The 23,814-nt window shown below is 35.8% G+C and carries 26 protein-coding genes; 25 read left to right on the top strand and 1 reads right to left on the bottom strand.

The features are described 5' to 3' along the window. Positions 1-31: 31 nt before the first annotated feature. The 3 genes from FZ952_RS01775 (at position 32) to FZ952_RS01765 (ending at position 6,923) form a co-directional block, all read left to right on the top strand. Positions 32-6,250, top strand: coding sequence for a DEAD/DEAH box helicase family protein (locus tag FZ952_RS01775; RefSeq protein ID WP_187423845.1), 6,219 nt, complete (start codon positions 32-34; stop codon positions 6,248-6,250). Positions 6,251-6,328: 78 nt separating this feature from the next. After that, positions 6,329-6,613 carry a DUF5962 family protein gene (locus tag FZ952_RS01770; RefSeq protein ID WP_000969643.1) on the top strand — a complete coding sequence of 95 codons (285 nt, stop codon included), beginning with the start codon at positions 6,329-6,331 and terminating at the stop codon, positions 6,611-6,613. Positions 6,614-6,626: 13 nt separating this feature from the next. Further along, entirely contained in the window at positions 6,627-6,923 is a 297-nt protein-coding gene (locus FZ952_RS01765; RefSeq protein ID WP_025172644.1) for a DUF5966 family protein, read from the top strand. A 13-nt stretch (positions 6,924-6,936) separates the two neighbouring features. On the opposite strand, the gene FZ952_RS01760 is transcribed toward FZ952_RS01765, so the two are convergent. Next, positions 6,937-7,134, bottom strand: a complete 198-nt coding sequence (locus tag FZ952_RS01760) for a hypothetical protein (protein WP_001845549.1) — start codon at positions 7,132-7,134, stop codon at positions 6,937-6,939. 159 nt (positions 7,135-7,293) lie between these two features. Here FZ952_RS01760 and FZ952_RS01755 point away from each other — a divergent pair, with 159 nt between their 5' ends. The 22 genes from FZ952_RS01755 to dprA all read left to right on the top strand — a co-directional run bounded on the left by FZ952_RS01755 (position 7,294) and on the right by dprA (position 23,755). Beyond that, positions 7,294-7,935 (top strand): hypothetical protein, encoded by a 642-nt coding sequence (locus tag FZ952_RS01755; protein ID WP_000933082.1) that lies wholly within the window; start codon positions 7,294-7,296, stop codon positions 7,933-7,935. A 9-nt stretch (positions 7,936-7,944) separates the two neighbouring features. After that, a complete protein-coding gene (locus FZ952_RS01750; RefSeq protein WP_001845548.1) occupies positions 7,945-9,030 on the top strand; it encodes a toprim domain-containing protein in 1,086 nt (361 codons plus the stop codon). 50 nt (positions 9,031-9,080) lie between these two features. After that, positions 9,081-9,314 carry a DUF5965 family protein gene (locus FZ952_RS01745; RefSeq protein WP_000152419.1) on the top strand — a complete coding sequence of 78 codons (234 nt, stop codon included), beginning with the start codon at positions 9,081-9,083 and terminating at the stop codon, positions 9,312-9,314. Further along, positions 9,311-9,694: a DUF5945 family protein gene (locus tag FZ952_RS01740; protein WP_001845547.1), complete on the top strand. Its 384-nt coding sequence runs from the start codon at positions 9,311-9,313 to the stop codon at positions 9,692-9,694. The genes FZ952_RS01745 and FZ952_RS01740 overlap by 4 nt, the downstream gene beginning before the upstream one ends. 37 nt (positions 9,695-9,731) lie before the next feature. Continuing rightward, the gene (locus FZ952_RS01735; protein WP_000495448.1) at positions 9,732-10,004 is read left to right on the top strand and encodes a hypothetical protein; all 273 of its coding nucleotides are present in this window, start codon (positions 9,732-9,734) and stop codon (positions 10,002-10,004) included. A 70-nt stretch (positions 10,005-10,074) separates the two neighbouring features. After that, positions 10,075-10,551 (top strand): type II toxin-antitoxin system antitoxin PezA, encoded by a 477-nt coding sequence (pezA, locus tag FZ952_RS01730; RefSeq protein ID WP_000579597.1) that lies wholly within the window; start codon positions 10,075-10,077, stop codon positions 10,549-10,551. Next, entirely contained in the window at positions 10,551-11,321 is a 771-nt protein-coding gene (gene pezT, locus FZ952_RS01725; RefSeq protein ID WP_061706393.1) for a type II toxin-antitoxin system toxin PezT, read from the top strand. The genes pezA and pezT overlap by 1 nt, the downstream gene beginning before the upstream one ends. A gap of 253 nt (positions 11,322-11,574) precedes the next feature. After that, positions 11,575-12,258 (top strand): XRE family transcriptional regulator, encoded by a 684-nt coding sequence (locus FZ952_RS01720; RefSeq protein WP_061706392.1) that lies wholly within the window; start codon positions 11,575-11,577, stop codon positions 12,256-12,258. 2 nt (positions 12,259-12,260) lie between these two features. Continuing rightward, a complete protein-coding gene (locus FZ952_RS01715) occupies positions 12,261-13,676 on the top strand; it encodes a Y-family DNA polymerase (RefSeq protein WP_061706391.1) in 1,416 nt (471 codons plus the stop codon). Then, positions 13,673-14,038: a hypothetical protein gene (locus FZ952_RS01710; RefSeq protein ID WP_061706390.1), complete on the top strand. Its 366-nt coding sequence runs from the start codon at positions 13,673-13,675 to the stop codon at positions 14,036-14,038. Before FZ952_RS01715 ends, FZ952_RS01710 begins: the two co-directional genes overlap by 4 nt. Continuing rightward, a complete protein-coding gene (locus FZ952_RS01705; protein ID WP_037606793.1) occupies positions 14,028-14,318 on the top strand; it encodes a DUF5960 family protein in 291 nt (96 codons plus the stop codon). The genes FZ952_RS01710 and FZ952_RS01705 overlap by 11 nt, the downstream gene beginning before the upstream one ends. Positions 14,319-14,610: 292 nt before the next feature. After that, the gene (locus FZ952_RS01700) at positions 14,611-14,967 is read left to right on the top strand and encodes an SAG1252 family conjugative relaxosome accessory protein (RefSeq protein WP_061706389.1); all 357 of its coding nucleotides are present in this window, start codon (positions 14,611-14,613) and stop codon (positions 14,965-14,967) included. Positions 14,968-14,971: 4 nt separating this feature from the next. Continuing rightward, entirely contained in the window at positions 14,972-15,337 is a 366-nt protein-coding gene (locus tag FZ952_RS01695) for a MobC family plasmid mobilization relaxosome protein (RefSeq protein WP_061706388.1), read from the top strand. Continuing rightward, the gene (locus tag FZ952_RS01690; RefSeq protein WP_061706387.1) at positions 15,324-17,153 is read left to right on the top strand and encodes an SAG1250 family conjugative relaxase; all 1,830 of its coding nucleotides are present in this window, start codon (positions 15,324-15,326) and stop codon (positions 17,151-17,153) included. The genes FZ952_RS01695 and FZ952_RS01690 overlap by 14 nt, the downstream gene beginning before the upstream one ends. Positions 17,154-17,256: 103 nt before the next feature. Next, positions 17,257-17,481: a helix-turn-helix domain-containing protein gene (locus FZ952_RS01685; protein WP_001845537.1), complete on the top strand. Its 225-nt coding sequence runs from the start codon at positions 17,257-17,259 to the stop codon at positions 17,479-17,481. 269 nt (positions 17,482-17,750) lie between these two features. Beyond that, complete coding sequence (locus FZ952_RS01680; protein ID WP_001022845.1) at positions 17,751-17,984, top strand: hypothetical protein; 234 nt, start codon at positions 17,751-17,753, stop codon at positions 17,982-17,984. Positions 17,985-18,068: 84 nt separating this feature from the next. After that, positions 18,069-19,577 (top strand): tyrosine-type recombinase/integrase, encoded by a 1,509-nt coding sequence (locus FZ952_RS01675; protein WP_001845535.1) that lies wholly within the window; start codon positions 18,069-18,071, stop codon positions 19,575-19,577. 81 nt (positions 19,578-19,658) lie between these two features. Then, entirely contained in the window at positions 19,659-20,510 is an 852-nt protein-coding gene (gene ylqF, locus FZ952_RS01670; RefSeq protein WP_148880384.1) for a ribosome biogenesis GTPase YlqF, read from the top strand. Continuing rightward, positions 20,497-21,264 carry a ribonuclease HII gene (locus FZ952_RS01665; protein WP_148880383.1) on the top strand — a complete coding sequence of 256 codons (768 nt, stop codon included), beginning with the start codon at positions 20,497-20,499 and terminating at the stop codon, positions 21,262-21,264. Before ylqF ends, FZ952_RS01665 begins: the two co-directional genes overlap by 14 nt. A 23-nt stretch (positions 21,265-21,287) precedes the next feature. Continuing rightward, positions 21,288-22,103, top strand: coding sequence for a PRD domain-containing protein (locus FZ952_RS01660; protein ID WP_148880382.1), 816 nt, complete (start codon positions 21,288-21,290; stop codon positions 22,101-22,103). A gap of 2 nt (positions 22,104-22,105) precedes the next feature. Further along, positions 22,106-22,678 (top strand): sugar O-acetyltransferase, encoded by a 573-nt coding sequence (locus FZ952_RS01655; protein WP_148880381.1) that lies wholly within the window; start codon positions 22,106-22,108, stop codon positions 22,676-22,678. A gap of 234 nt (positions 22,679-22,912) precedes the next feature. Then, a complete protein-coding gene (gene dprA, locus FZ952_RS01650; protein WP_037614933.1) occupies positions 22,913-23,755 on the top strand; it encodes a DNA-processing protein DprA in 843 nt (280 codons plus the stop codon). Positions 23,756-23,814: the final 59 nt, after the last annotated feature.

The following is a 23,814-nucleotide window of genomic DNA, read 5'->3' as shown; positions in this document are numbered from 1 at the left end:
TCCTATTTTCGTATAGATGAAAGGAGCGAGTATGGAAGTAATGCAATTATTGGCTATGTTTCGTGGAACAATTCCAAAAGATAGGGAGAAAATGGACCTATTTCTTCGATATCAAGCGCAACATTTTGATGAGAAATGGCAGGACTTGGTAGAGAGTTTTTTGGCTGAAGAGGGTAAGATAGAAGAGATACCTCATGTCTATTCGTTTCATCAAGATATTGTTTCTTTCCTAGAGGCCAGTTCTGAAAATAATGACCAAGATTTAGAAAGTTACACAAGAAATTTTGGGCAAGCGGGTCTAGGTAAATTATCTCAATTAAGTAATTTTGAGAAAAACTTAGTTCTGGAAGTCGCAACCTATAACCTTTCCACTCGATTTTACATCCAATCTGAAAAAGAAAAGCTAACACCATTAAGTGAGCTTGTATGTCATCAGAATCAGGAGGTCAATTTAGTCAATGTTTATCGGGTTGCGAATAATCTATCTGACCGCATTAGTAGAGATATAGAGGAATTTCTTCTAATGGTTGATTCCAAAGAACTAGAAAAAGAGGTTCTTGAGATTCATTTTGAAGAAAAAGAGGGAGATGTTCTAGCCTATTTGGGTTCAGAATTGATGGCTACTTTAGATACCGTTACGGATCTTGTCCATCATGAAGGAAACTACCAACAACTACCACTGACACAAAAGCTGAAGATTATTACTCATTTTGATGATGTAAAGGCTAGAAGCGAAAAATCTAAGCAAGTAGAGGAAGCGGTCTTACCTTTAGATAATATTGACCAGGTAGAAGAAAATGTGGAAGTTCATTCCCTATCTAAAGTAGATAAAATTGTAGAAGAAGCTTTGAGGGAATATCCAATCGGTTCACAAGTAAGTTATAAAGGTCAAGTATTTCAGTTGGTTTCGATTGAAAATGCCCAGTTAAATGACTTAGTTCGCCTAGAGCTATTCAATGATTCCAACCAGTTATTTGAAGAAAATCCTATCTTATACTTGAACAGTTTGGAAGAGATTGAACAAGTATTGTCTCTTGTAGAACTTGAAAAAGAAGATTCAGAGATTGAGATTGATTCATCAAGTGAAAGTCAGGAAATAGATTTGTTTTCCTATCTGGAAGAAGAAAATGAAAAGGATAAGGAAACAGAAACTCTTATTTCAAGTATAGAAGAGTTGGATATCCCTGTTCAAGATTTCGTTTTTCCAGATGATTTAGAGGACTTTTACCCTAAGACAAATCGAGAAAAAATTGAAACGAATATCGCTGCAATTGACCTTGTTAAAAGATTAGAAAAAGAGGGACGACAAGCGAATCCAGAAGAACAAGAACTACTAGCTAAGTATGTTGGATGGGGTGGTCTTGCCAATGAATTTTTCGATGAACTCAATCCAAAGTATGAAGCAGAACGTTTAACTCTTAAGAGTTTAGTAAGTAAATCAGAATACTCGACCATGAAACAAAGTTCTCTCACAGCCTATTATACAGACCCAATGATTATTCGCCAGATTTGGCAAAAATTACTGGATGATGGTTTTGAGGGAGGAAGGATATTAGATCCTTCTATGGGGACTGGGAACTTCTTTGCGGCTATGCCTAGAAGTATACGAGATAAATCAGAACTCTATGGGGTTGAATTAGACAGTGTGACAGGCGAAATCGCAAAACAACTCCATCCAAATGTCCACATTGAAGTGCGAGGATTTGAAGAAGTTCCCTATCAAAATAATAGTTTTGATTTAGTCTTAACGAATGTTCCATTTGGAAATTTTCGCATTGCCGATAAAAACTATGATAAACCTTATATGATTCATGATTACTTTGTCAAACACTCACTTGATTTAGTAAGAGACGGAGGACAAGTGTCGATTATCTCATCTATCGGGACAATGGATAAGCGGACAGATAATGTCTTACAAGAGATTAAAACCAACACTCATTTTTTAGGGGGAGTTCGTTTGCCGGATACGGCTTTTAAAAAGATTGCAGGTACTCGAGTGACCACAGATCTCCTCTTCTTTCAAAAGAATCAAGCAAAGAATCTTAATGAAGAGGAACTTGTTTTTAGTGGTTCTATTCCCTTTGAGGAGGATAAGCGTGTCTGGATCAATCCTTATTTTGATGGGAAATACAATACACAAGTTTTGGGTGAATATGAAGTACGTAATTTTAATGGAGGAACCCTCAATGTTAAGGGGGAATCAGAAACATTAGCTACTGAAATAATGAAAGCATTCGAGAATGTGGAAGCACCTAAACAAATTGACAATTCTTTGAAAGCACCTGTTTTTATCCAAGAAGAAGTGGATAATTCTATCCCAAGTCGTATACGTGAGGACTTAGCGCTCTATTCTTTTGGATATGAGGGAAATCAAATTTATTACCGAGATACGCATGGCATTCGGAAAAGTTCAAAAGTAGACGAAATTAGTTATTATGTAGATGAGAAGGGAGATTTTAAAGCTTGGGACAGTTCTTTGTCTGAACATAAAATAGACCGATTCGTGCAACTTCATTTGACAGATGAGGAAGCACTAGATGTTTACAAGTCAGAAGAAGCGAGTAAAAGAGGGAAATATAAGGGACTGTTCAAAAAAACTGTCTTTTATGAAAGTCCCTTATCGGATAAGGACATTAGTCGCATTAAGGGCATGGTTGATTTGAGAGAGACCTATCAATCCTTAATTGAAATTCAACGTCATCCAGATTATAGTCGGGCTGATTTTCAGGTGTTACTTAGTAAACTCAATCATGACTATGATCGCTTTGTAAGTCAATTTGGATACTTGAATGCCTCAGTCAATCGGAACTTATTTGATAGTGACGATAAGTATTCTTTACTAGCAAGTTTAGAAGATGAATACATTGATTCTAAAAGTCAGAAAGTAAAATATAAAAAATCTTTAGCCTTTGAGAAAGCATTGGTTAGGCCAGAGAGAGTGATTGCAAGAGTTTCAACGGCTCTAGATGCCTTAAACTCTAGTTTATCGGATGGTAGAGGGGTTGATTTAGACTATATGGTATCAATTTATCCTGAACATAGCCAAGCTGCTATTTTAGATGAGTTGGGTGACCAGATTTTAATAGATCCAGAAAGCTATTTAAGAGGGGAAAGAAAATATCTTTCTAAGAACCAGTTTTTATCAGGAGACATTCTCAATAAGATAGAAGTAGTTCAACTATTAGTGGAGGAAAACAACCAAGAATATGATTGGAGCCATGCTTTAGATTTATTAGAATCTGTTCGCCCTCCAAGGATTCATCTTGCAGATATTGAGTTTAAAATAGGGTCACGTTGGATTCCTCAATCCGTTTATGGTAAATTTGCCTTTGAATGTTTTACCAATCGTGAATTTGAATTGTCTTCGCCAGATGTTGAACAAGTCATTGAAGTGAATCATGTTGATGGGCAGGTTCATTTAAGGACATCATTTGCTTATCGCTATCCAAGTGCCAAAGATAGTAGTCTTGGAGTTAGTGGGTCACGTTATGATACAGGAAGAAAGATTTTTGAGAATTTACTTAATTCGAACCAACCGACGATTACTATGACTATTACGGAAGGAGAAAAGAAAAAGACCATCACAGATTTGGAAAAAACCTCTGTTCTAAGAGCAAAAGAGCAGCATTTACAAGAGCTCTTTCAAGAATTTGTCTTACGGTATCCAGAAGTCCAACAAGTCATTGAGGAAAGCTATAATCGTCTTTATAATCGGACGGTTAGTCGAGTGTATGACGGTAGCCATCTAGTCATTGATGGCTTGGCACAAAACATCAGCCTTCGCCCTCACCAAGAGAATGCCATTCAAAGAATCGTAGAAGAAAAAAGAGCCTTGTTAGCTCATGAGGTAGGTTCAGGAAAGACCTTGACCATGCTTGGTGCTGGGTTTAAATTAAAGGAGTTGGGGATGGTTCATAAGCCCTTGTATGTAGTACCTTCTAGTTTGTCTGCTCAATTTGGTCAAGAAATCATGAAATTTTTCCCTACTAAAAAGGTCTTTGTGACCACTAAGAAAGATTTTGTGAAGGCGAGAAGAAAACAATTTGTATCACGTATTATTACAGGAGATTACGATGCTATTGTCATTGGGGATTCTCAATTTGAAAAAATCCCTGTCAGTAAGGAAAGACAGATGAACTATATCGAGGATAAACTTAATGAACTACGAGAGATTAAAACACATTCTGAAAATAAGTATACTGTTAAAGAAGCAGAGCAATCAATAAGTGGTCTAGAGAAACAATTGGAAGAACTGCAACGCTTTAATCGTGATAGTTTTATTGATTTTGAGAACTTAGGAATTGATTTTCTCTTTGTGGATGAAGCACATCACTTTAAAAATATTCGTCCAATTACTGGACTTGGGAATGTAGCAGGGATTACTAATACAACTTCTAAGAAGAATGTGGATATGGAAATGAAGGTTCGACAGATTCAGGAAGAACATGATTTTAAAAATATTGTCTTTGCGACAGGAACACCTGTTTCCAATTCTATTAGTGAGTTATATACTATGATGAACTATATTCAACCCGATATCTTAAAACGCTATCAAGTTGATTATTTTGACTCTTGGGTAGGTGCTTTTGGAGAAATTCAAAACTCTATGGAATTAGCTCCTACAGGGGATAAGTATCAGCCTAAGAAACGATTTAAAAAGTTTGTCAATCTACCTGAGTTGATGAAAATCTATAAAGAAACAGCTGACATTCAAACACAAGATATGTTGGATTTACCTGTTCCAGAAGCCCATATTATCCCTATTGAGAGTGAGTTAACTGAAAACCAGAAACTCTATTTAGAAGAATTAGTTATGAGGTCAGATATGGTCAAATGTGGAACAGTTGATCCGAGTCAGGATAACATGTTAAAGATAACAGGTGAGGCACGGAAACTAGCTATTGATATGCGTTTATTGGACTCTAGTTATAGTCTAGCAGACAATCATAAACTGCTTCAGGTAGTGGATAATGTTGAAAGAATTTATCGTGAGGGAATGGAAAATAAGGCTACTCAGATGATTTTTTCAGATATTGGCACACCTAAGAAAAAGGATAATGGCTTTGATGTTTATTCTGAAATAAAGGCTTTATTAGTTGATAGAGGAATCCCTAGTAAGGAAATTGCCTTTGTACATGATGCCAATAGTGATGAAAAGAAGAATAGCTTGTCTCGAAAGGTCAATGCAGGAGAGGTGCGGATTCTTCTTGCCTCAACTGAAAAAGGAGGAACAGGTTTAAATGTTCAGAGCAAGATGAAAGCAGTTCATCACCTGGATGTACCGTGGAGACCAAGTGACATTCAGCAACGCAATGGACGTATTATCCGACAGGGAAATGAAAACAAGGAAGTGGATATTTACCACTACATTACCAAAGGTTCATTTGATAATTATCTATGGGCAACTCAGGAGAACAAACTCCGTTATATTAAGCAGATTATGACTTCTAAGGAGCCGATTCGTGCTGCAGAAGACATTGATGAGCAGACCATGACAGCTTCTGATTTTAAGGCACTAGCAACAGGTAATCCTTATCTCAAATATAAGATGGAACTAGAGAATGATCTAACTCTATTAGAAAATCAAAGACGCGCCTTTCAACGTAGCAAGGATCACTATCGTCATACAATCTCTTACTGTGAAGAAAATATGCCTATTCTTGAGAAACGATTAAGCAAATATGAAGGAGACATTCAACAGTCTGAAATGTCGAAAGACCAGGCATTTTCTATGACGGTAGGTAAGCAAGCTTTTGATCAACGATCTGAAGCAGGGGAATCCCTACACCGTCTTATCCGTCATAATCAAGCTGACAGCAAAGAATTCCGTACCCTAGCAAGCTATAGAGGATTTGACATTAAAATGCTTAGTCTTCCAATAAATCAACCTCTTCCTGAAACCTTCTCTGTTAAGATTGTAGGAGAAAATCAGTATTCTGTCAGTTTAGATTTGTATTCTCCTTTGGGGACAATTCAAAGGCTTCAGCATACGATTGATCACATCAAGGAGGACCAAGTGAAAACTCAGAACTTATTGGATGAATTAAAGGATAAATGGACTACTGCTAAGGTAGAAATTGAGAAAAATTTTCCAAAGGAAGAAGATTATCAAACTAAAAAGTCCGAATACGATGTACTCGCGCCATTGATTGAAACAGAAACGGATTTAGATATTATTGATCAAGCCTTAAGACAATTCCACGAAAAAGGAAACGAAAAGCAGGAACAACTTTCTTTTGAATTAGATTAAAAAAAATATATAAATAGCGGACAAGAAAAGAAAAGCGCGGTAGAATAAAGATAGAAAGAAAGAAACGAGGTAACAATTATGATGGAAGATACCTATTATCAATTAGAAGAGGCTTTGGTACAGGGATTTCAAACACCTGAAGAATACCAAGCCTACAAGGAACTAAAGGAACATTATGAGGAAGTGACGGGGGATTACAGTTTTTCTAAACGAGAACTCACTAGTCAATTGGAAATCTCTCTTCAGAATCATCGAGGTGTGGACTTTGAAGAACATGAAAAAGAAGAGTATTTGGACTTAGTTCAAAAATTAGAAGAGTTTGATTCCTCTCTTGCCACCCATTATCGTCAACTGATTGACTAGAAAGGAGAAAGTCATGAAAGATTTACTCCTTATCCCAGTAATTTTTTTAGCAGTAGGAGGAATTCTCATTCTTTTATGGAGACTCTTTCTTATTGCCAGTGGACTTTTCCTTATTGGTTTTGTCAGTTTTCTTATTTTCGTGGAGGCCTATGGAATTTATTTGTTCTTTACTGAACCGACTTTATACTTTGATGATATCAGACAACATGGTTTAACTAGTTTTACGACTGTGTACCTTTTCATCAATCTAATGTTGGTTCTAGGATTCAGTTGGCGTTTCATAAACTCCAAAAATAAGGAAAGTATGTAAACTTGTTAGATAGTTAAAAAACTTTATCTGAATCTAAATTCGGATAAGGTTTTTTATTAGCCTTGATTCTTTCATACACTTCATAGCTAAATTGGAGCAGTAATTTATGAAAATCATTATCCTCACTGTTATTACTTGTATTTATGGCTTGTTTATGTCGTTCAATATGAAAAAGAGCTCTTCTCAAATTTTCTTCTTTTAAATTTTTCATAGTTACATTATAAGCTGAAGACAGATAGTTTTGATATTTTTCTCTGAACTGTACGATTTTGCGCCTGAAATGTAGGAATTACCTTTCGTTGTGATGTGATAAAACTTACAAGTTCTTTTTGTTATTCTTGACCTAGTTTTTATAGAAAGAAGGTCTAAGATGTTAAATAAAGTCAAAACTAAAGCCTTAATTAGTGTTGGAGCAGTAGCCGCAACTAGCTTTATTCTCATGATGGGATATACTGCTGGTCAACACTCGACTGCTAAACAAAGTCGTAAAGAGATTGAATTGGCTGCAGCTAAACTTGTAGAGGACAAACAAGCAGAAGATAAAGCAAGTATTTTGTCATCGGATACTGTAAAAGAATTTTTGACTCAGTACTATACGAAAGAAAAGCTCGGAGAAAATAATACACGTATTCAACCTTATATGACTGAATCGGCTTATTCTCAAGAATTGTCAAGTCAAAATGATGCCATGAACCAAGTGTATAAGGATTATATTTTAGATTATCATTTTGAAAAAGCAGATATCTTTGTCAATCAGACTACGAATCAAGCCATTGCCATGGTCTCTTATAATGTAACCTATGTATCCGATTTAAAGAATGCCAACCAATCAAAGACCAATCAGACAGAAACAAGAACAGTTAAGTTATCCTATTCTAAACTACCTGGTAAGTTATTGGTCAACCAAGTACAGGTTTGGAAATCTGGGTTAGATGATTTAGATAAGGCAACTCCTAAAACTTTAGAAGAATCATCATCTATTCCATCACTGCCAAATACTACGACAAAATGATGATGTTGCATGGAAATAGAAGAATGTAAGCGAATTTCAATTCTTGATGTAGCCAATCGTTTAGGTATCTCCTTTAAACAAATTTCTAGCAGTGTCTATGAACATCCTGAACACGATTCATTTCGGATTTTTTCAACTACTAATACTTTTAAATGGTTTTCAAGAGATATTCAAGGTGATGTCATTGATTTTGTTCGACTTGTTAAGGGAATTTCCTTTAAAGAAGCTCTAGCCTTTCTTTCTGAAGAACCTTTTCAAAAAGAAGCTGTTCAAGAAAAAAGAGAGAGACCATTTTATTATCCTTTAAAAAGAACAGAAGATTCTAACTGTAGTCTGGCCAGATATTATTTAACAGAATGTAGAGGAATCTCAGAAGAAATCGTACAAAAGATGATTCAACAAGGTTTGATAGCACAAGCCAGTTGGAAAACAAATGAAACTGTTGAACCTGTTATTGTTTTTAAAAGCTTTGATCATCGTCATAAGCTGCAGGCAGCAAGCCTACAAGGGATTTATAAGAATCCCGCTCTTTCTAGAGAGAGGTTAAAAACGATTCTAAAAGGAAGCCATGGACATATTGGAATATCTTTTGATATTGGTAAACCCAATAGACTAGTCTTTTGTGAATCGTTTATCGACTTGATGAGCTATTACGAACTTCATCAACAAAGTCTAACTGATGTTCGTTTGGTATCTATGGAGGGATTAAAAAGGTCTGTTGTGGCTTATCAAATTTTACGACTGATAACTGAAGAAAATCAGAAGTTGGAATTTTTAGATACAGTAACACCTTCAAAGTTATTGCCTTTGATCAATACAATTCGTAATACCACCAGCTATTTTGATAATCATCCTGATTTATTGACACTCGCGGTAGATTGTGATGATGCAGGAAAAGATTTTTCCGATAAGTTATCTCAATCAGGATTGCCTGTTTTACTGGATTTACCTGATAATGAATCAGGGAAAGAAAAAGTAGACTGGAATGATGTCCTTAGAGAAAAGAAGTCAGATTTACAATTGATGATCGAGACTGCAAAAGAGACATTGAGGAATCAACCAGTAAGACAAACCTCTCAATGTTTAGAATTGTGATAACAAAATCAAGATGTTTTAGCTAATATTAGAATGAAGGAGGATCGTATATGACCATTATTGAACGCTTAGAAGAAAAGGTCACTAGGCAAGAAAGCAAGGTAGCAAGAGAGACAGAAAAACTCGCTGCTTACAAAGAGCAACTGGAGACAGCGATGTTTGCGACGTTCAAAAGGCGTCAAAGCATTAGTCACATGAGTTTTGAAGAAGCTCTTGACCATGCCTTTGGTAAAGAAAGACAATTCGATGATTCTGAATTTAGAAAGGATGAAATGAGTGAATGACAAAAGATTGGAATTTTAATCAACCATTAGAAAGTAAATCAGAAAATCAAGAAGATCCAGATAAAATTGCGGCCTTATTTGGAAATCATCAAGGAGGTAATGATGTAAATTATGAAGCAGCTTTTCAAAAGCGCAAACAAGCACCTGTGACGGAATCAAATTCTAGTTCTAAACCCAAAGTTACAGAGGTTAGAACAGGAAAAGAGACAGATATCACTACAAGTTATCAGCAACATCTTAAAAGACTTATTGCGGATAACAATAGCGATATTGAAAGCAGTCAAAAGAAAATTGAAGAGCTACATACGTTGATTGACACAAAGAATAAAGACAATAAGAAATTGCAGTCCATTTATGATGCGATTTCGGAATTACACTAAGCAGTCCTGATAGGCTGCTTTTTTTGAGAGGTTATAGATGTTTACAACATTTTTTAAGAAAAACCAAGACAATAGTGATGTATTTAAGAAGCTAATTCATAGACTATCTGATATGTCTGTCCAAGATCTTGAAAAAATAGACCGACTGTTAGATATCATTTTCACTCCAGATCAAGGATCAGAACAACTAAAAACAGAAGCCACTTACAGAGAAGAAACTTTGGACGACACATTAAAGGAAGCTAAGAACCAACTTCATAAAGAACAATTGGAGAAGAATTTAGAGAGATTTAGGAAAAACAGTCAATAATGCACCAAAAATGGTGCATTTACTTTTTCTAAATGTTATAATGGTGGTATAAAAATAAAAGGAGTTTGCCATGATTGGAAAGAACATAAAATCCTTACGTAAAACACATGACTTAACACAAGACGACTTTGCCCGAATTGTAGGAATTTCTCGAAATAGCTTGAGCCGGTATGAAAATGGAACGAGTTCAGTCTCTACGGAACTAATAGATATCATTTGTCAGAAGTTTAATGTATCTTATGTCGATATTGTAGGAGAAGATAAAATGCTGAATCCTGTTGAAGATTATGAATTGACTTTAAAAATTGAAATTGTGAAAGAAAGAGGAGCTAATCTATTATCACGACTCTATCGTTATCAAGATAGTCAGGGAATTAGCATTGATGATGAATCTAATCCTTGGATTTTAATGAGTGATGATCTTTCTGATTTGATTCATACGAATATCTATCTAGTTGAAACTTTTGATGAAATAGAGAGATATAGCGGCTATTTGGATGGAATTGAACGTATGTTAGAGATATCTGAAAAACGGATGGTAGCCTAATGGATATCCAAGATTATACTGATAGTGAATTCAAACATGCTTTAGCGCGGAATCTTCGTTCACTGACAAGAGGAAAAAAGTCCAGTAAGCAACCTATAGCGATTTTGCTTGGAGGGCAAAGTGGTGCCGGTAAGACTACAATTCATCGTATTAAACAGAAAGAGTTTCAAGGAAATATTGTTATCATAGATGGTGATAGTTTTCGTTCTCAGCATCCACACTATTTAGAACTGCAGCAAGAATATGGCAAAGATAGTGTGGAGTATACCAAAGAGTTTGCGGGGAAAATGGTAGAGTCTTTAGTAAGAGAATTGAGTCATTTGGGATACAATCTTTTGATAGAGGGAACTTTACGAACAGTTGATGTTCCAAAGAAAACAGCACAACTCTTGAAAAATAAGGGATACGAAGTACAATTAGCCTTGATTGCGACAAAGCCTAAGCTGTCCTATCTGAGCACTCTTATCCGATTCGAAGAACTGTACGCTATCAATCCAAATCAAGCACGCGCAACTACAAAAGAACATCATGATTTCATTGTAAATCATCTAGTTAATAATACACGACAATTGGAAGAACTAGCTATCTTTGAAAGAATTCAAATTTACCAACGAGATAGAAGTTGTGTATATGATTCAAAAGAAAATACAACTTCAGCAGCAACCGTTCTTCATGACTTACTATTTGGAGAATGGAATCAAGTAGAGAAGGATATGCTTAAATCAGGAGAAGAAAGATTGAAAGATTTAACTAATCGAAATGGTTTGTAGAGTTAGATTTTTAAAATAAAGTCTATTGGATCGTCAATAAAAAAATAACGATCCTTTTTTATATTCTCAATCTCCTGTTCTTCATATTTTTTCAAAAGTTTTAGCATTCTTCAGTGATGATTTCCTAACAATATAAGTACTAATTTAGAGTAGTTTATGATTATTTTAAATCTTGGGGATTATTAAACTCTTGATTTTTTCCAGCAGCTATGGTATCCTTTTGTTAGTTAATAAACTTACAAAAGGAGAACAAATGTTTTCACCTATTAAATTAAAAGAAAAAAGAGAGAGTCAGGGCTTATCTCAATCTCAACTTGCTTCTAGTTTAGGAATTAGTAGAGCTTCGTACTTTAATTGGGAATCAGGTAAAACAAAACCGAATCAAAATAATCTAAGCAATTTGAGTGAGATTTTGAATGTAGATCCTCGATATTTTGAATCAGAGTATGAAATAGTAGAAACCTATCTCAAGCTAACTAAAAAGAATCAAAAAGCAACTCTTCATTATGCTACAGAACTGCTGAACAATCAAAACTCCAAAGTTTTAGAAGTTTCTGAACGATTTGCTTATAAGGTCTATGAAAAATTATCAGCTGGTACAGGAACAGCTTATTTTGATGATGGTAATTACGATACAGTTTACTTCAATCATCAATTTGATTATGACTTTGCATCATGGGTGTTTGGTAATTCAATGGAACCGACATATGAAAATGGTTCGGTAGCTCTTATTAAGCAAACAGGATTTGATTATGACGGAGCTATTTATGCAATAGATTGGGATGGTCAAACTTATATAAAGAAAGTTTATCGTGAAGAAAATGGGCTTCGTTTAGTTTCACTCAATCGTAACTATTCAGATAAGTTTGCGCCTTATGATGAGAATCCTCGCATTATAGGGAAAATAGTTGGGAACTTTATGCCTTTAGAGGACTAAGTATGAGTTGGTTTGATTATAGTCTCGAACCAAAGAGTGACATTGCATTTATTGATATGAAATCTTTTTATGCAAGTGTAGAGTGTGTCGATAGAGGCTTACATCCACTTAAGACTTCGCTTTGTGTTATGAGTCGTGCAGATAATTCTGCCGGGTTAATCCTTGCTTCCTCTCCTATGTTTAAAAAGGTCTTTGGAAAATCAAACGTTGGACGTTCCTATGATTTACCATTTGATGTAAAAACTAGGAAGTTCTCTTACTATAACGCTAAGAAGCAAGGTTTACCGACAACGATAGATTATGTACGTTTTATTGAGGAATGGGCAAAATCAACTGTGATTGTTCCTCCGAGAATGGATACTTATATAGCAGTCAATATGGAAATTCAAAAAATCTTTCAAGATTTTGCGGCACCAGACGATATTTATCCTTATTCAATTGATGAAGGATTTATTGATTTAACAAGTTCATTAAATTATTTTGTACCTGATAAAAGTATTAGTAAGAAAGATAAATTAGATATTATTTCGGCTGCTATTCAAAAAAAGATTTGGAGAAAAACAGGAATCTATTCAACGGTAGGCATGTCTAACGCTAATCCCTTATTAGCTAAGTTAGCACTAGATAATGAAGCTAAAAAAACTCCGACAATGAGAGCCAATTGGTCCTATGAGGATATCGAAAAGAAAGTATGGACTATTCCTAAAATGACAGATTTCTGGGGAATTGGAAATCGCATGGAGAAGAGATTACACAATTTAGGTATCTTTTCGATTAAAGAATTGGCAAAGGCTAATCCTGACTTGATTAAAAAAGAGCTTGGTATCATGGGTCTAGAGTTATGGTTCCATGCAAATGGGATTGATGAAAGTAACGTTCATAAACCTTATAAGCCAAAGTCAAAAGGGATAGGGAACTCTCAAGTTTTACCAAGAGATTATATTAAACAAAGAGATATTGAGATCATACTTCGTGAGATGGCAGAACAAGTTGCAGTTAGATTGAGAAGAGCTGGTAAAAAAGCAACAGTAGTTTCTATACACTTGGGGTATTCTAAGGCGGAACAGAAACGATCTATTCATACTCAAATGAAGATTGAACCGACCAATCAAACAGCACTACTGACAAACTACGTTTTAAAGTTATTTCACACTAAATATACTTCAGGAGCTATCAGGAATGTGGCAGTGAATTATTCCGGTTTAGTGGATGAATCCTTTGGATTGATTTCATTATTTGATGATATTGAAAAAATAGAAAAGGAAGAAAGGCTCCAGTCCGCAATCGATGCTATTCGAACAGAATTTGGGTTCACTTCACTATTGAAAGGTAATGCCCTAGATCAAGCTTCTAGAACAATTGCTAGAAGCAAACTCATTGGTGGTCATTCAGCTGGAGGATTAGATGGACTAAAATGATGAATCGTTCTTATTTACCTTTTGAGTCTGCCCGAGTATATCAGGATCGTGGCATGGCTAAGTGGATGGGGTTCTTTTTATCAGAACATTCCAGTTCTCTTTGGGCAGAAAAAAATAGAGAAGATATCTCCATTTCTCTATCAATGGAAGAGAAAGTTTTATTTGTTCGTCAACTTTATACGAATGTATTCCCTGCAACTTTTGTTTTTAAGTTTTCTAATCAAAGAAAAGTAGTATCAGGTATTGTTAAAGAGATTGGAAAAGAGTTTATATCTATAAAATCAGACACTGGTTTTCTTCGATTAAGATGGGAAGATATACTCGATATCCAGATAGAAGGGGTGGATTTATATGAATCGTAAAGAATTATATGATGATAAATTACAGCTGGATTATTTTTCTGATTCTTATTTACGGTTTGAGTCAGATTTTTACAAATATTCCGCTCTAGATATACCATTAACATTTATCACTGATGATATTTTACGCACAATGGCTATGTCTCAAAAACATTATTTTAAACTTAACAAAAGTAAATCTTTAGACGGTCGTGATCATTACTTTGTTTTTTCTATCAAGATGAACAAAGACAGTAGTGGTATTAGACAGTATGAATATCAGAGACATTGTTTTAATTTGTAAGAGTCCGACAGGGCTCTTTTTTCTGTGATAATTTTATCAAAAAGTATTTGTTATACTTTTTTTAATTTAGATTTATCTTGGGGGTTTGGGGGCGGAGCCACCACATTGTCATATCGTTTGTTTTTTGAACCGTGAGGTTTGAAATGGCAGGCGATATGATTGTTGGGAAATTGTGGACACAATATCTGAGCTCGCAAAGCCTTACAAGATGATAGATTTTGTCTTTGCAAGTTTCCCGTGGTTAATACGGGGTCGGTGATTGTCCAACCATTGATGAAAGTGAGGAAATAGTATGTCAGAACAATACAGAGACATTCGCAAAGAGGTTAATTTAACCGCAAATGAATTGGAAATGATTGAAGTGATAATGAAAAATAAGGGATTTGAACATTTTTCGCCCTTTGCTCGAAATAAATTGCTGGAGGAAGAGTTTGAAATGGCTGCTGAAAAGTGGTTTGCCCTCTGGCAATCCCAAAAACTAGAACAAATCAGTCGTGACGTTCATGATGTTTTAATATTGGCGCAGTCCGAACATCAAGTTACCCAAGATCATGTATCTATTCTCTTAACCTGCGTACAGGAGTTGATTAAAGAAGTTGGAAACTCCATTCCCCTCAGCCAAGACTTCCGTGATAAATACATGAGGTGAGTACATGGAACATCGTTACCGAACCAATCTCAAGAAAGTGTTTCTGTCTGATAGCGAATTGAGTCAGTTGAAACATTGTATCGACCAAAGCGGTTGTCAATCTTTTTCAGAATATGCTCGACGAACCCTACTTGACCCTGGCATGAATTTCATCACCATTGATACAACTGGTTATCAAGATTTGATTTTTGAATTAAAACGAATCGGAAATAATATTAATCAAATAGCCAGAAGCATAAATTATTCGAATTTAATAACGGAAGTTGAGTTAAATGAATTGAGAAAAGGTATAGAAGAGTTAATAGTAGAAGTGGAGAAAGATTTTCTTATTCAATCTGAAAAATTGAGGAAATTTTATGGTCATCACTAAACACTTTGCGATTCATGGAAAAAATTATCGTAGTAAACTAATCAAATATATTTTGAATCCAAGTAAAACAAAAAATCTAGCACTAGTTTCAGATTTTGGTATGAGAAATTATTTAGATTTTCCTAGTTATAAAGAACTAGTGAAGATGTACAATGATAATTTTTTAAGTAATGATGGTCTTTATGAATTTCGTCATGATAGGCAAGAAGTAAATCAACGAAAAATTCATTCTCATCATATCATTCAGTCTTTTTCTCCAGATGACCATCTTACTCCCGAACAAATCAATCGGATTGGTTATGAGACAGTTAAAGAGTTGACAGGAGGTAGATTTCGTTTTATCGTAGCAACACATGTCGATAAAGGTCATATCCACAATCACATCATTCTAAATTCAATTGATCAGAATTCTGATAAAAAGTTTCTATGGAATTATAAGTCAGAACGTAATCTACGAATGGTTTCAGATCGTCTCTCAAAAATTGCAGGTGCAAAGATTATAGAAAATCGTTATTCGCATCGTCAGTATGAAGTTTATCGAAAAACCAATTACAAATATGAAATAAAACAACGGGTATATTTTCTAATAGAGAACTCGAAAAATTTTGAAGATTTCAGGAAAAAAGCAAAAGCTTTACATTTAAAAATTGATTTTAGACACAAGCATGTCACTTTTTTTATGACTGATTCAAATATGAAACAAGTCGTACGTGATAGTAAATTGAATAGAAAACAACCTTATAATGAAACTTATTTTAAGAAAAAGTTTGTTCAAAGGGAAATTATAAACATCTTAGAATTTCTACTTCCGAAAATGAAGAATATGAATGAATTGATTCAACAAGCAGAATTTTTTGACTTAAAAATAATTCCGAAAGAAAAACATGTTCTATTTGAATTTAATGGGATTAAGCTTTCAGAACAGGAATTGGGAAAAACGAATCAGTACAGTGTTAGTTATTTTCAAGACTATTTTAATAACAAAAATGAAACTTTTGTCTTAGATAATAAAAATTTAGTTGAACTTTACAATAAAGAAAAGCTAATTAAAGAAAAAGAGTTGCCGACAGAAGAGGTGTTATGGAAATCCTATCAAGATTTCAAGAGAAATAGGGATACTGTTCATGAGTTTGAAGTAGAGTTGAATCTTAATCAAATAGAAGAAGTAGTAGACGATGGAATTTACATTAAGGTACAGTTTGGTATCCGACAAGAAGGACTTATTTTTGTACCAAATATTCAAATCAATATGGAAGAAGAAAAAGTTAAAGTATTTCTCAGAGAAACTAGTTCTTACTATGTATATCATAAAGATTCAGCAGAAAAAAATCGCTTTATGAAAGGTAAAACTTTGATTAGGCAATTTAATCTTCAGTATGAACCGCAGTATATGTATAGAAGAATTCCTCTTAGCAAAATTAAAGAAAAAATAGAACAATTAGATTTTCTTATATCTGCGGAAAATAGTCCGAATGATTTTGAAGATATATCAAAGGATTTCATTGCCCAAATATCATATCTAGAGAATATGATTGAACAAGTTCAAAATAAAATTAATGATTTAACTAGTTTAGAAGAAGTATTGTTGAATAATACGACAAATAGTTCTAGCAATTTAGAAAATAGTATTCAAGGTAAAAGTTCAGTAGATATAATAGAGAAGGATTTATACTTCTATAAAGGAAGAATTGAAAAACTGAAGGAACAACATAGAGAAGCAATAAATTTATTTGAAATGTTTAATAAAACAATAAAGAAATATAAGAAAAAACAAAATATGAAATCTATTGAGGAAAATGAGATACATTTAGAGTAAACAGTTTCCTAAAAAGTATATATAGAATAGTTTCATGTGCCAATTTGTCACATATTTAAAAATAAGAAAATAACTATATTATACTTGTTTTAGGAGACAACAAATGTTGAAAAGGATTAGAGATTTACGTGAAGATGATGATTTGACACAAGAATTTATTGCGAAAATCGTTTTGAATTGTACAAGATCATCTTATTCTAAAATGGAAGCTGGTAGCAGGCTAATCTCTATAAATGACCTTATCAAACTTGCAGATTTTTATAAGGTGAGTCTAGACTACCTTGTAGGTCGAGTGGATAATAAAGAAGACCATTACTCCAAAAAGTAGTAGGTTAAGAAAGCACATTGACAATTGAATAGTCCAAAATGGTACTTTCCTCATTTGTGGAGCAGATTTGAATGGCTCGCCATGATAAGAGCGATTTTAAAACCATCAATAAAATAGAGCGATACTTTATATGCCATGATACAAATGATATACAATGATACTTCTGACCGTTCAGGCTGCCACCGTAAAAGAGCAGCAAGTGAAATTCTTATGATGACTTCATCAGTCATGCCATGGAGGAGAAAATATTTTTTAGGAAGGATGATGACATGAATATAAAATATATATCTGTCGAAAATTCCATTGCAGAATGGGCTGATAAAAAAGGAATTCTAAAAAGATGGGATGGTTTAAATCAATATACATTGAACAGATGGATTAAAGAAATGCGAGAAAACAGAACATTTTCCATGTATGTAATTAACCCAACCCATAAACTTGTTTTCATTAATCTAGAAGGATTTGAAAGTTTCTTAAGATGGAAGCAAAAGCGGACAAAATAAGGAAGTCATGGTATAATATAGGGTAGTTATTTATTCTATACAACAATGATTTATTTCTTTTTAAGAGTTAAGAGGAATTAAATTATGTATTATGTAACTAAAACAAATTCAAAAGGGCAACCCTTATATCAAGTGGTTGAAAAGTACAAAGATCCACTAACAGGAAAGTGGAAATCAGCAACTGTAAGTTATACTAAGAATACTAGTAGGGCGAGGAAACAAGCTGAAAGAGAGGTTCTTGATAAAATAGATAGACTAACTACTTCATTTGAAAGTCAATTTAGTCCTGAACTGATTACAACATTTGGAGAGTTAAAAGAAAATTGGTTTCAGACTTGGTGTGTCTCTGTTAAACCACAAACAATTCAGAGAGAACTACTGGTTATGAAGCGTCTTGGGAAAATTATAGGAGATGATTTTTTGTTAGACAGGATTACTCCACTTCTGATGAAAAATAGTCTCAATAAATATTTAGAAATGTATGATGCATCGCCTTCAACAATGACTCATATAAAAAGTACTTGTAATAAGATTTTTAATCATGGTGTGTTATATAATGTCATTAAGTTTTCTCCAATGACTGCGGTAAAACTAGATATTTCACTAGAGAAAAGGCGTAAAGCAAAAGAAAGACATGATTCTAAATTTCTAGAAATCCATGAATTACATGCATTTTTTGATGTGTTACGCCAATGCAGAAATGCAAACTATTATGATCTTGCTATAGTATTGTTGCTTACAGGTATTCGAATTAGTGAAGCAGCATTTTTACCATCAGATATTGATTTTGAAAAAGGAATCTTGCATATTGATAAGGCACTTCAATATCATTGTTTAAAAGTTGAACAATTTCATTTTGATACAACTAAAACACTCAATTCAATTAGAGAAGTAGCTTTGCCTGAAGCTGCAAGCGAAGCTATTAAAAGGACAATACAGAGAAATAAAGAATTTGATGCTTATATGAAGAAACATCCCTGTCCTGCTTTTACACATTCTGAAAGTGTATTTAGAACAGAATACGGCTCTCCAATAACATCAAGCACTTTTCGTCAAATTTTGAAACGAATAGAAGGAAAATTATTGACAAATTGTTTAAGTGACTATGGTTTTAAGTGGGTAAAACATGTTACTCCCCATTCGTTTAGGCATATGCATATTAGTTACCTTCAAAGTAATGAGATGCACATAGCAGTGAAAGATATTATGACTAGAGTAGGACATGCTAACTTTGAGACAACAATGGGCTATACACATAATATAAATCGTTCACAAGAAAATACTGTAAATGCCTTAAATCAATTTGTAGAAAATCACAATTTCCATTTTGAAGAATTGAAAAGTTATACCTGTAAATATTCCAGAATGATTGAAAAATTCATTGAAACTAGTGATAATAGCAATAAAGTAGAATTAAGTGTTGATGAGTTCAAAGACTTGTTACATCTTAGTCCACGTTACTCACCTAAAAATATTGTTTCAAATTTACTATTAAAAATCAAAAAAGATATTGTCAAATACCACCCACAGTTTGATATAAAGATTGTGAAATCAAGTGAGAATCAAATAAGAGGTTTTTCCATTGCATGGTAGTTTTGGTGTTCGCTTGGTGTTTAGACAATAGTAAAATAAAATAGGGGCTCTAAACCCTTGCTACGAAAGGAAAAAAACTCAATGGCTACTATTCAATGGTTTCCAGGGCACATGTCCAAGGCTCGGAGACAGGTTCAAGAAAGTATTAAATTTGTAGATTTTGTGACGATTTTGGTGGATGCGAGACTGCCTTTGTCTAGTCAAAATCCTATGCTGACTAAAATTGTTGGAGATAAGCCCAAGTTGTTGATTTTAAACAAGGCTGACCTGGCAGATCCGACCTTGACCAAGGAATGGCAAGCTTATTTTGAAAGTCAGGGAATCAAAACCTTGGCTATTAACTCTAAGGAGCAATCTGCAGTTAAAAAAGTGACCGAAGCAGCTAAGAAATTGATGGCCGATAAGCTAGTTCGCCAGCGGGAAAGAGGAATTCAAATCGAGACTCTGCGAACTATGATTATCGGGATTCCCAATGCTGGAAAGTCAACGCTGATGAACCGACTAGCTGGTAAGAAAATCGCGATAGTCGGCAATAAACCAGGGGTCACCAAAGGTCAGCAGTGGCTCAAGTCCAATAAGAATTTGGAAATTCTAGACACACCGGGGATTCTTTGGCCAAAATTTGAAGATGAAATGGTGGCATTAAAACTCGCTTTGACGGGAGCTATCAAGGATAATTTGCTGCCCATGGATGAGGTCACGATTTTTGGACTCAATTATTTCAAAGAGCATTATCCTAAGGTACTGCAGGAGCGCTTTAAGCAGCTGGATTTAGAGTTGGAAGCGCCAGACATGATTATGGATATGACCCAGAAATTGGGCTTCAGAGAGGACTACGATCGTTTTTATAGCCTCTTTGTCAAGGAAGTGCGTGATGGCCGCTTAGGTCGTTATACATTGGATTCTCTGGAGGAATTGGATGGCCACGATTAAGGAAATCCAAGAGCAGCTGGCTCAAGTTTCTGACTTGCAGGATCCGCTTTTTCAGAATTTGAAGCAGGATGAGCGGAGCGGTGTTCAAAAACTGCTACTCAAGCGCCACAAAGAAATCCAAGCAGAGCTAGATGAGGATCTACGTCTGGAGTTTATGCTGCGCTATGAAAAAGAACTCTACAGTCAAGGCTTCCAAGCGATTACTGGCATTGATGAAGTCGGACGAGGCCCTTTAGCTGGGCCAGTAGTCGCGGCAGCAGTCATTCTGCCTCCTGACTGTAAAATCAAAGGTCTGAATGACAGTAAAAAGATTCCCAAGAAAAAGCATGAGGAAATTTATCAAGCAGTTCTAGATCAGGCCTTAGCCATTGGTCTGGGGATTATGGACAATCAAACGATTGACCGAGTCAATATCTATGAAGCAACCAAGCTAGCCATGGCAGAAGCTGTAGCCCAGCTCAAGATAAAGCCGGATTGCCTTTTGATTGACGCGATGAAGTTAGACTTGCCCTTGCCCCAGCAGTCTATTATTAAGGGCGATGCTAATTCCCTGTCCATCGCTGCGGCTTCCATCGTAGCCAAGGTGACGAGGGACAAGATGATGGCGGAATTTGATCAGGTTTATCCAGGCTATGACTTTGCCCAGAATGCTGGTTATGGCACCAAGCTACATCTGGAAGGCTTGGAAAAATACGGTATCACACCGATTCATCGCAGAAGTTTTGAACCGGTGAAATCCATGATAAGTCCATAATAAAAAGCCCTGAGAGGTAAAAGATGATTATTACTAAAATACTGAACAACAATGTCGTCCTTTCTGAAGCTGAAGGACAGGAAGTGATTTTAATGGGGTGCGGCTTGGCTTTTGGTCGCAAGGTAGGAGATGAGATTCCAACCGACTTAATCGAAAAACGCTATGTTTCTTCTGAGCAGGAAAGAGAACTCCTCATGGATCTGCCAGCTGAAATCATGGAAATGGCCGATCAGATTATCACTTTTGCCCATAATCATCTGGAGAGTAAGCTTAAGGACAGTGCTTTTTTAGCAGTGGCGGATCATATCTATGGTGTGACCCTGCGCCTGCAGGACGATCTTTACATGAAAAATTTTCTGCTTTGGGATATTAAGCGTTTCTTTCCAAAAGAATATGAGGTCGGAAAATTTGCAAATCAGCTCTTGAGCGATTATCTGAGCAAGGACCTACCAGATGATGAGGCAGCTTTTATAGCCCTGACTCTTGTTAATGCGGAGCTAGGAACTGGCACAGCTGCTGCGAGAGAATTAACTCAGCTCATGGAGGAAATCCTGACCATTGTCAAATACAGTCTGGAGACCTCTTTAGAAGATCATGATATTTACGTCGAACGCTTCATGACCCACCTCAAATTCTTCTGCCAGAGGGTTTTGGCTAATGATGGACATCGAGATTTGCCAGATAACGATATGTTTGATATGCTGAAAATCAAGTATCCTTTAGCCTTTGAAACAACCAAAAAGATTAGTGATTATTTGCATCGAACGCGCAATTACCAAACTTCAGATGATGAGCAGCTCTATCTGACTATCCATCTATCACGCATGAAAAGGAGATAAGTATGAGCAGTGAATATGAGAAAATGATTGCCGGAGAGAGCTACAGCCCTCAGGATGATGAATTGAGAGAATTAGCCGCTAGGTCAAGAGATTTTCAGTATCACTTTAACCAAGAGCGCGATAGTGAGAAACGCAGCGCTATCATCAAGGAGTGGTTTGGTAGCACAGGGGAGAATCTAGCTATGAAGCCTGATTTAGTCTGTGATTATGGGGTGAATATCCACCTTGGAGAGAATTTTTATTCTAACTGGAACCTGACCATGCTAGATGTTTGTCCCATTACCATCGGAAAAAATGCCATGCTGGGTCCCAATTGCCAGCTGCTGACGCCATTGCATCCGCTTGATCCAGTGGAGAGAAATTCAGGTGTTGAATACGGAGCGCCCATTAAGATTGGTGACAACTTCTGGGCGGGCGGCGGAGTAACGATCTTGCCAGGAGTGACGCTGGGTGATAATGTCGTGGTCGGAGCAGGAGCTGTTGTGACCAAGTCTTTTGGTGATAATGTGGTCTTAGGTGGCAACCCAGCACGGATGATTAAGGAAATTCCTATTCATAAGGAAGAGGAGGCCTAAGAAGAGCGATTTTCTAGCTACGGACCTTGGTGGTATTTTTATCAAGTTGGTCTTGCACTCAAACAAAAGGGAAATCAACTCCGTCACCAAGACCTTTATGCCAGACAGTTGGGATCTATCAGGCATTGTTGAATCAGCTTGGGTAATCACAGACTATAATCTAAGATTTTCAAAATTGAGCTGTCTTTCAGCTCTTTTTTATTTCTTTTACGAATAATAAAGTGAGGTGAAAAAATGAATAATTTTGAAATTTATAAAATGAAAAAAGCTGGTTTGACCAATCATCAGGTCTTAAATGTTTTGAGATATGCCGAGACTAGAGAGAGTGAGCTTTCTTTGCGAGACAAGGCTGTCGTGTCTGAATGCCGCAATCCTGCTCTCTTTATGGAAAAGTACAAGCGGCTCGATCTGCAAGCTTTGAAGGAAGAGTTTGACCGATTTCCATCCTTTTCTATCTTGGACGATGTTTACCCTTGGGATTTATGCGAGATTTATGATGCTCCGACTCTTCTCTTTTATCAGGGAAATCTAGACCTGCTAGAGCTGCCTAAGGCTGCAGTCGTTGGCAGCCGAGATAGCAGTAAGCAAGGCAATGCTTCGGTTCAAAAGATTGTCAAAGAGCTTAATAACGAACTGGTCATCGTCAGCGGACTGGCTCGTGGGATTGATACCGTAGCTCACATGGCTGCCCTGCAAAACGGGGGGCAGACAATCGCTGTTATTGGGACGGGCTTGGATGTTTTTTATCCCAAGGCCAATAAAAAATTACAGGCTTATATTGGTAAGAATCATCTATTGCTGACGGAGTATGGTCCAGGTGAACAGCCTTTAAAATTTCATTTTCCAGAGCGGAATCGCATTATAGCCGGTCTCTGCCGAGGCGTCATTGTGGCGGAAGCCAAAATGCGGTCGGGCAGTCTCATTACCTGCGAGCGAGCAATGGAAGAAGGGCGGGATGTTTTTGCAATTCCGGGATCAATTTTGGATGGAAAATCTGACGGTTGCCATCATTTGATTCAAGAGGGCGCAAAGTGCATCACATCAGGCTCTGACGTCCTTTCTGAGTTTGATTTTTAAAACAAGTTTTCCTATAAGAAAAGTTAGTAGTTGACATCTATCAAAAAATAGTTTACACT

This window comes from Streptococcus sp. Marseille-P7376 (assembly GCF_902460385.1).
Classification (GTDB): Bacteria; Bacillota; Bacilli; order Lactobacillales; family Streptococcaceae; genus Streptococcus; species Streptococcus sinensis.
The sequence above is the reverse complement of the archived record's forward strand: the minus strand, read 5'-3'. Positions and strand labels throughout refer to the sequence as shown.

Excerpts from the sequence above, each read along its gene's own strand:
- FZ952_RS01740 (WP_001845547.1), top strand. The coding sequence starts at position 9,311 with ATGACAAAAGATTGGAATTTTAATCAACCATTAGAAAGTAAATCAGAA.
- FZ952_RS01705 (WP_037606793.1), top strand. The coding sequence starts at position 14,028 with ATGAATCGTAAAGAATTATATGATGATAAATTACAGCTGGATTATTTT.
- FZ952_RS01745 (WP_000152419.1), top strand. The coding sequence starts at position 9,081 with ATGACCATTATTGAACGCTTAGAAGAAAAGGTCACTAGGCAAGAAAGC.
- FZ952_RS01770 (WP_000969643.1), top strand. The coding sequence starts at position 6,329 with ATGATGGAAGATACCTATTATCAATTAGAAGAGGCTTTGGTACAGGGA.
- ylqF (WP_148880384.1), top strand. The coding sequence starts at position 19,659 with ATGGCTACTATTCAATGGTTTCCAGGGCACATGTCCAAGGCTCGGAGA.
- FZ952_RS01760 (WP_001845549.1), bottom strand. The coding sequence starts at position 7,134 with ATGAAAAATTTAAAAGAAGAAAATTTGAGAAGAGCTCTTTTTCATATT.
- FZ952_RS01775 (WP_187423845.1), top strand. The coding sequence starts at position 32 with ATGGAAGTAATGCAATTATTGGCTATGTTTCGTGGAACAATTCCAAAA.
- FZ952_RS01665 (WP_148880383.1), top strand. The coding sequence starts at position 20,497 with ATGGCCACGATTAAGGAAATCCAAGAGCAGCTGGCTCAAGTTTCTGAC.
- FZ952_RS01690 (WP_061706387.1), top strand. The coding sequence starts at position 15,324 with ATGGTCATCACTAAACACTTTGCGATTCATGGAAAAAATTATCGTAGT.
- FZ952_RS01655 (WP_148880381.1), top strand. The coding sequence starts at position 22,106 with ATGAGCAGTGAATATGAGAAAATGATTGCCGGAGAGAGCTACAGCCCT.
- dprA (WP_037614933.1), top strand. The coding sequence starts at position 22,913 with ATGAATAATTTTGAAATTTATAAAATGAAAAAAGCTGGTTTGACCAAT.
- FZ952_RS01710 (WP_061706390.1), top strand. The coding sequence starts at position 13,673 with ATGATGAATCGTTCTTATTTACCTTTTGAGTCTGCCCGAGTATATCAG.
- FZ952_RS01715 (WP_061706391.1), top strand. The coding sequence starts at position 12,261 with ATGAGTTGGTTTGATTATAGTCTCGAACCAAAGAGTGACATTGCATTT.
- FZ952_RS01720 (WP_061706392.1), top strand. The coding sequence starts at position 11,575 with ATGTTTTCACCTATTAAATTAAAAGAAAAAAGAGAGAGTCAGGGCTTA.
- pezA (WP_000579597.1), top strand. The coding sequence starts at position 10,075 with ATGATTGGAAAGAACATAAAATCCTTACGTAAAACACATGACTTAACA.
- FZ952_RS01700 (WP_061706389.1), top strand. The coding sequence starts at position 14,611 with ATGTCAGAACAATACAGAGACATTCGCAAAGAGGTTAATTTAACCGCA.
- FZ952_RS01735 (WP_000495448.1), top strand. The coding sequence starts at position 9,732 with ATGTTTACAACATTTTTTAAGAAAAACCAAGACAATAGTGATGTATTT.
- FZ952_RS01765 (WP_025172644.1), top strand. The coding sequence starts at position 6,627 with ATGAAAGATTTACTCCTTATCCCAGTAATTTTTTTAGCAGTAGGAGGA.
- FZ952_RS01675 (WP_001845535.1), top strand. The coding sequence starts at position 18,069 with ATGTATTATGTAACTAAAACAAATTCAAAAGGGCAACCCTTATATCAA.
- FZ952_RS01695 (WP_061706388.1), top strand. The coding sequence starts at position 14,972 with ATGGAACATCGTTACCGAACCAATCTCAAGAAAGTGTTTCTGTCTGAT.
- FZ952_RS01680 (WP_001022845.1), top strand. The coding sequence starts at position 17,751 with ATGAATATAAAATATATATCTGTCGAAAATTCCATTGCAGAATGGGCT.
- pezT (WP_061706393.1), top strand. The coding sequence starts at position 10,551 with ATGGATATCCAAGATTATACTGATAGTGAATTCAAACATGCTTTAGCG.
- FZ952_RS01750 (WP_001845548.1), top strand. The coding sequence starts at position 7,945 with ATGGAAATAGAAGAATGTAAGCGAATTTCAATTCTTGATGTAGCCAAT.
- FZ952_RS01685 (WP_001845537.1), top strand. The coding sequence starts at position 17,257 with ATGTTGAAAAGGATTAGAGATTTACGTGAAGATGATGATTTGACACAA.
- FZ952_RS01755 (WP_000933082.1), top strand. The coding sequence starts at position 7,294 with ATGTTAAATAAAGTCAAAACTAAAGCCTTAATTAGTGTTGGAGCAGTA.
- FZ952_RS01660 (WP_148880382.1), top strand. The coding sequence starts at position 21,288 with ATGATTATTACTAAAATACTGAACAACAATGTCGTCCTTTCTGAAGCT.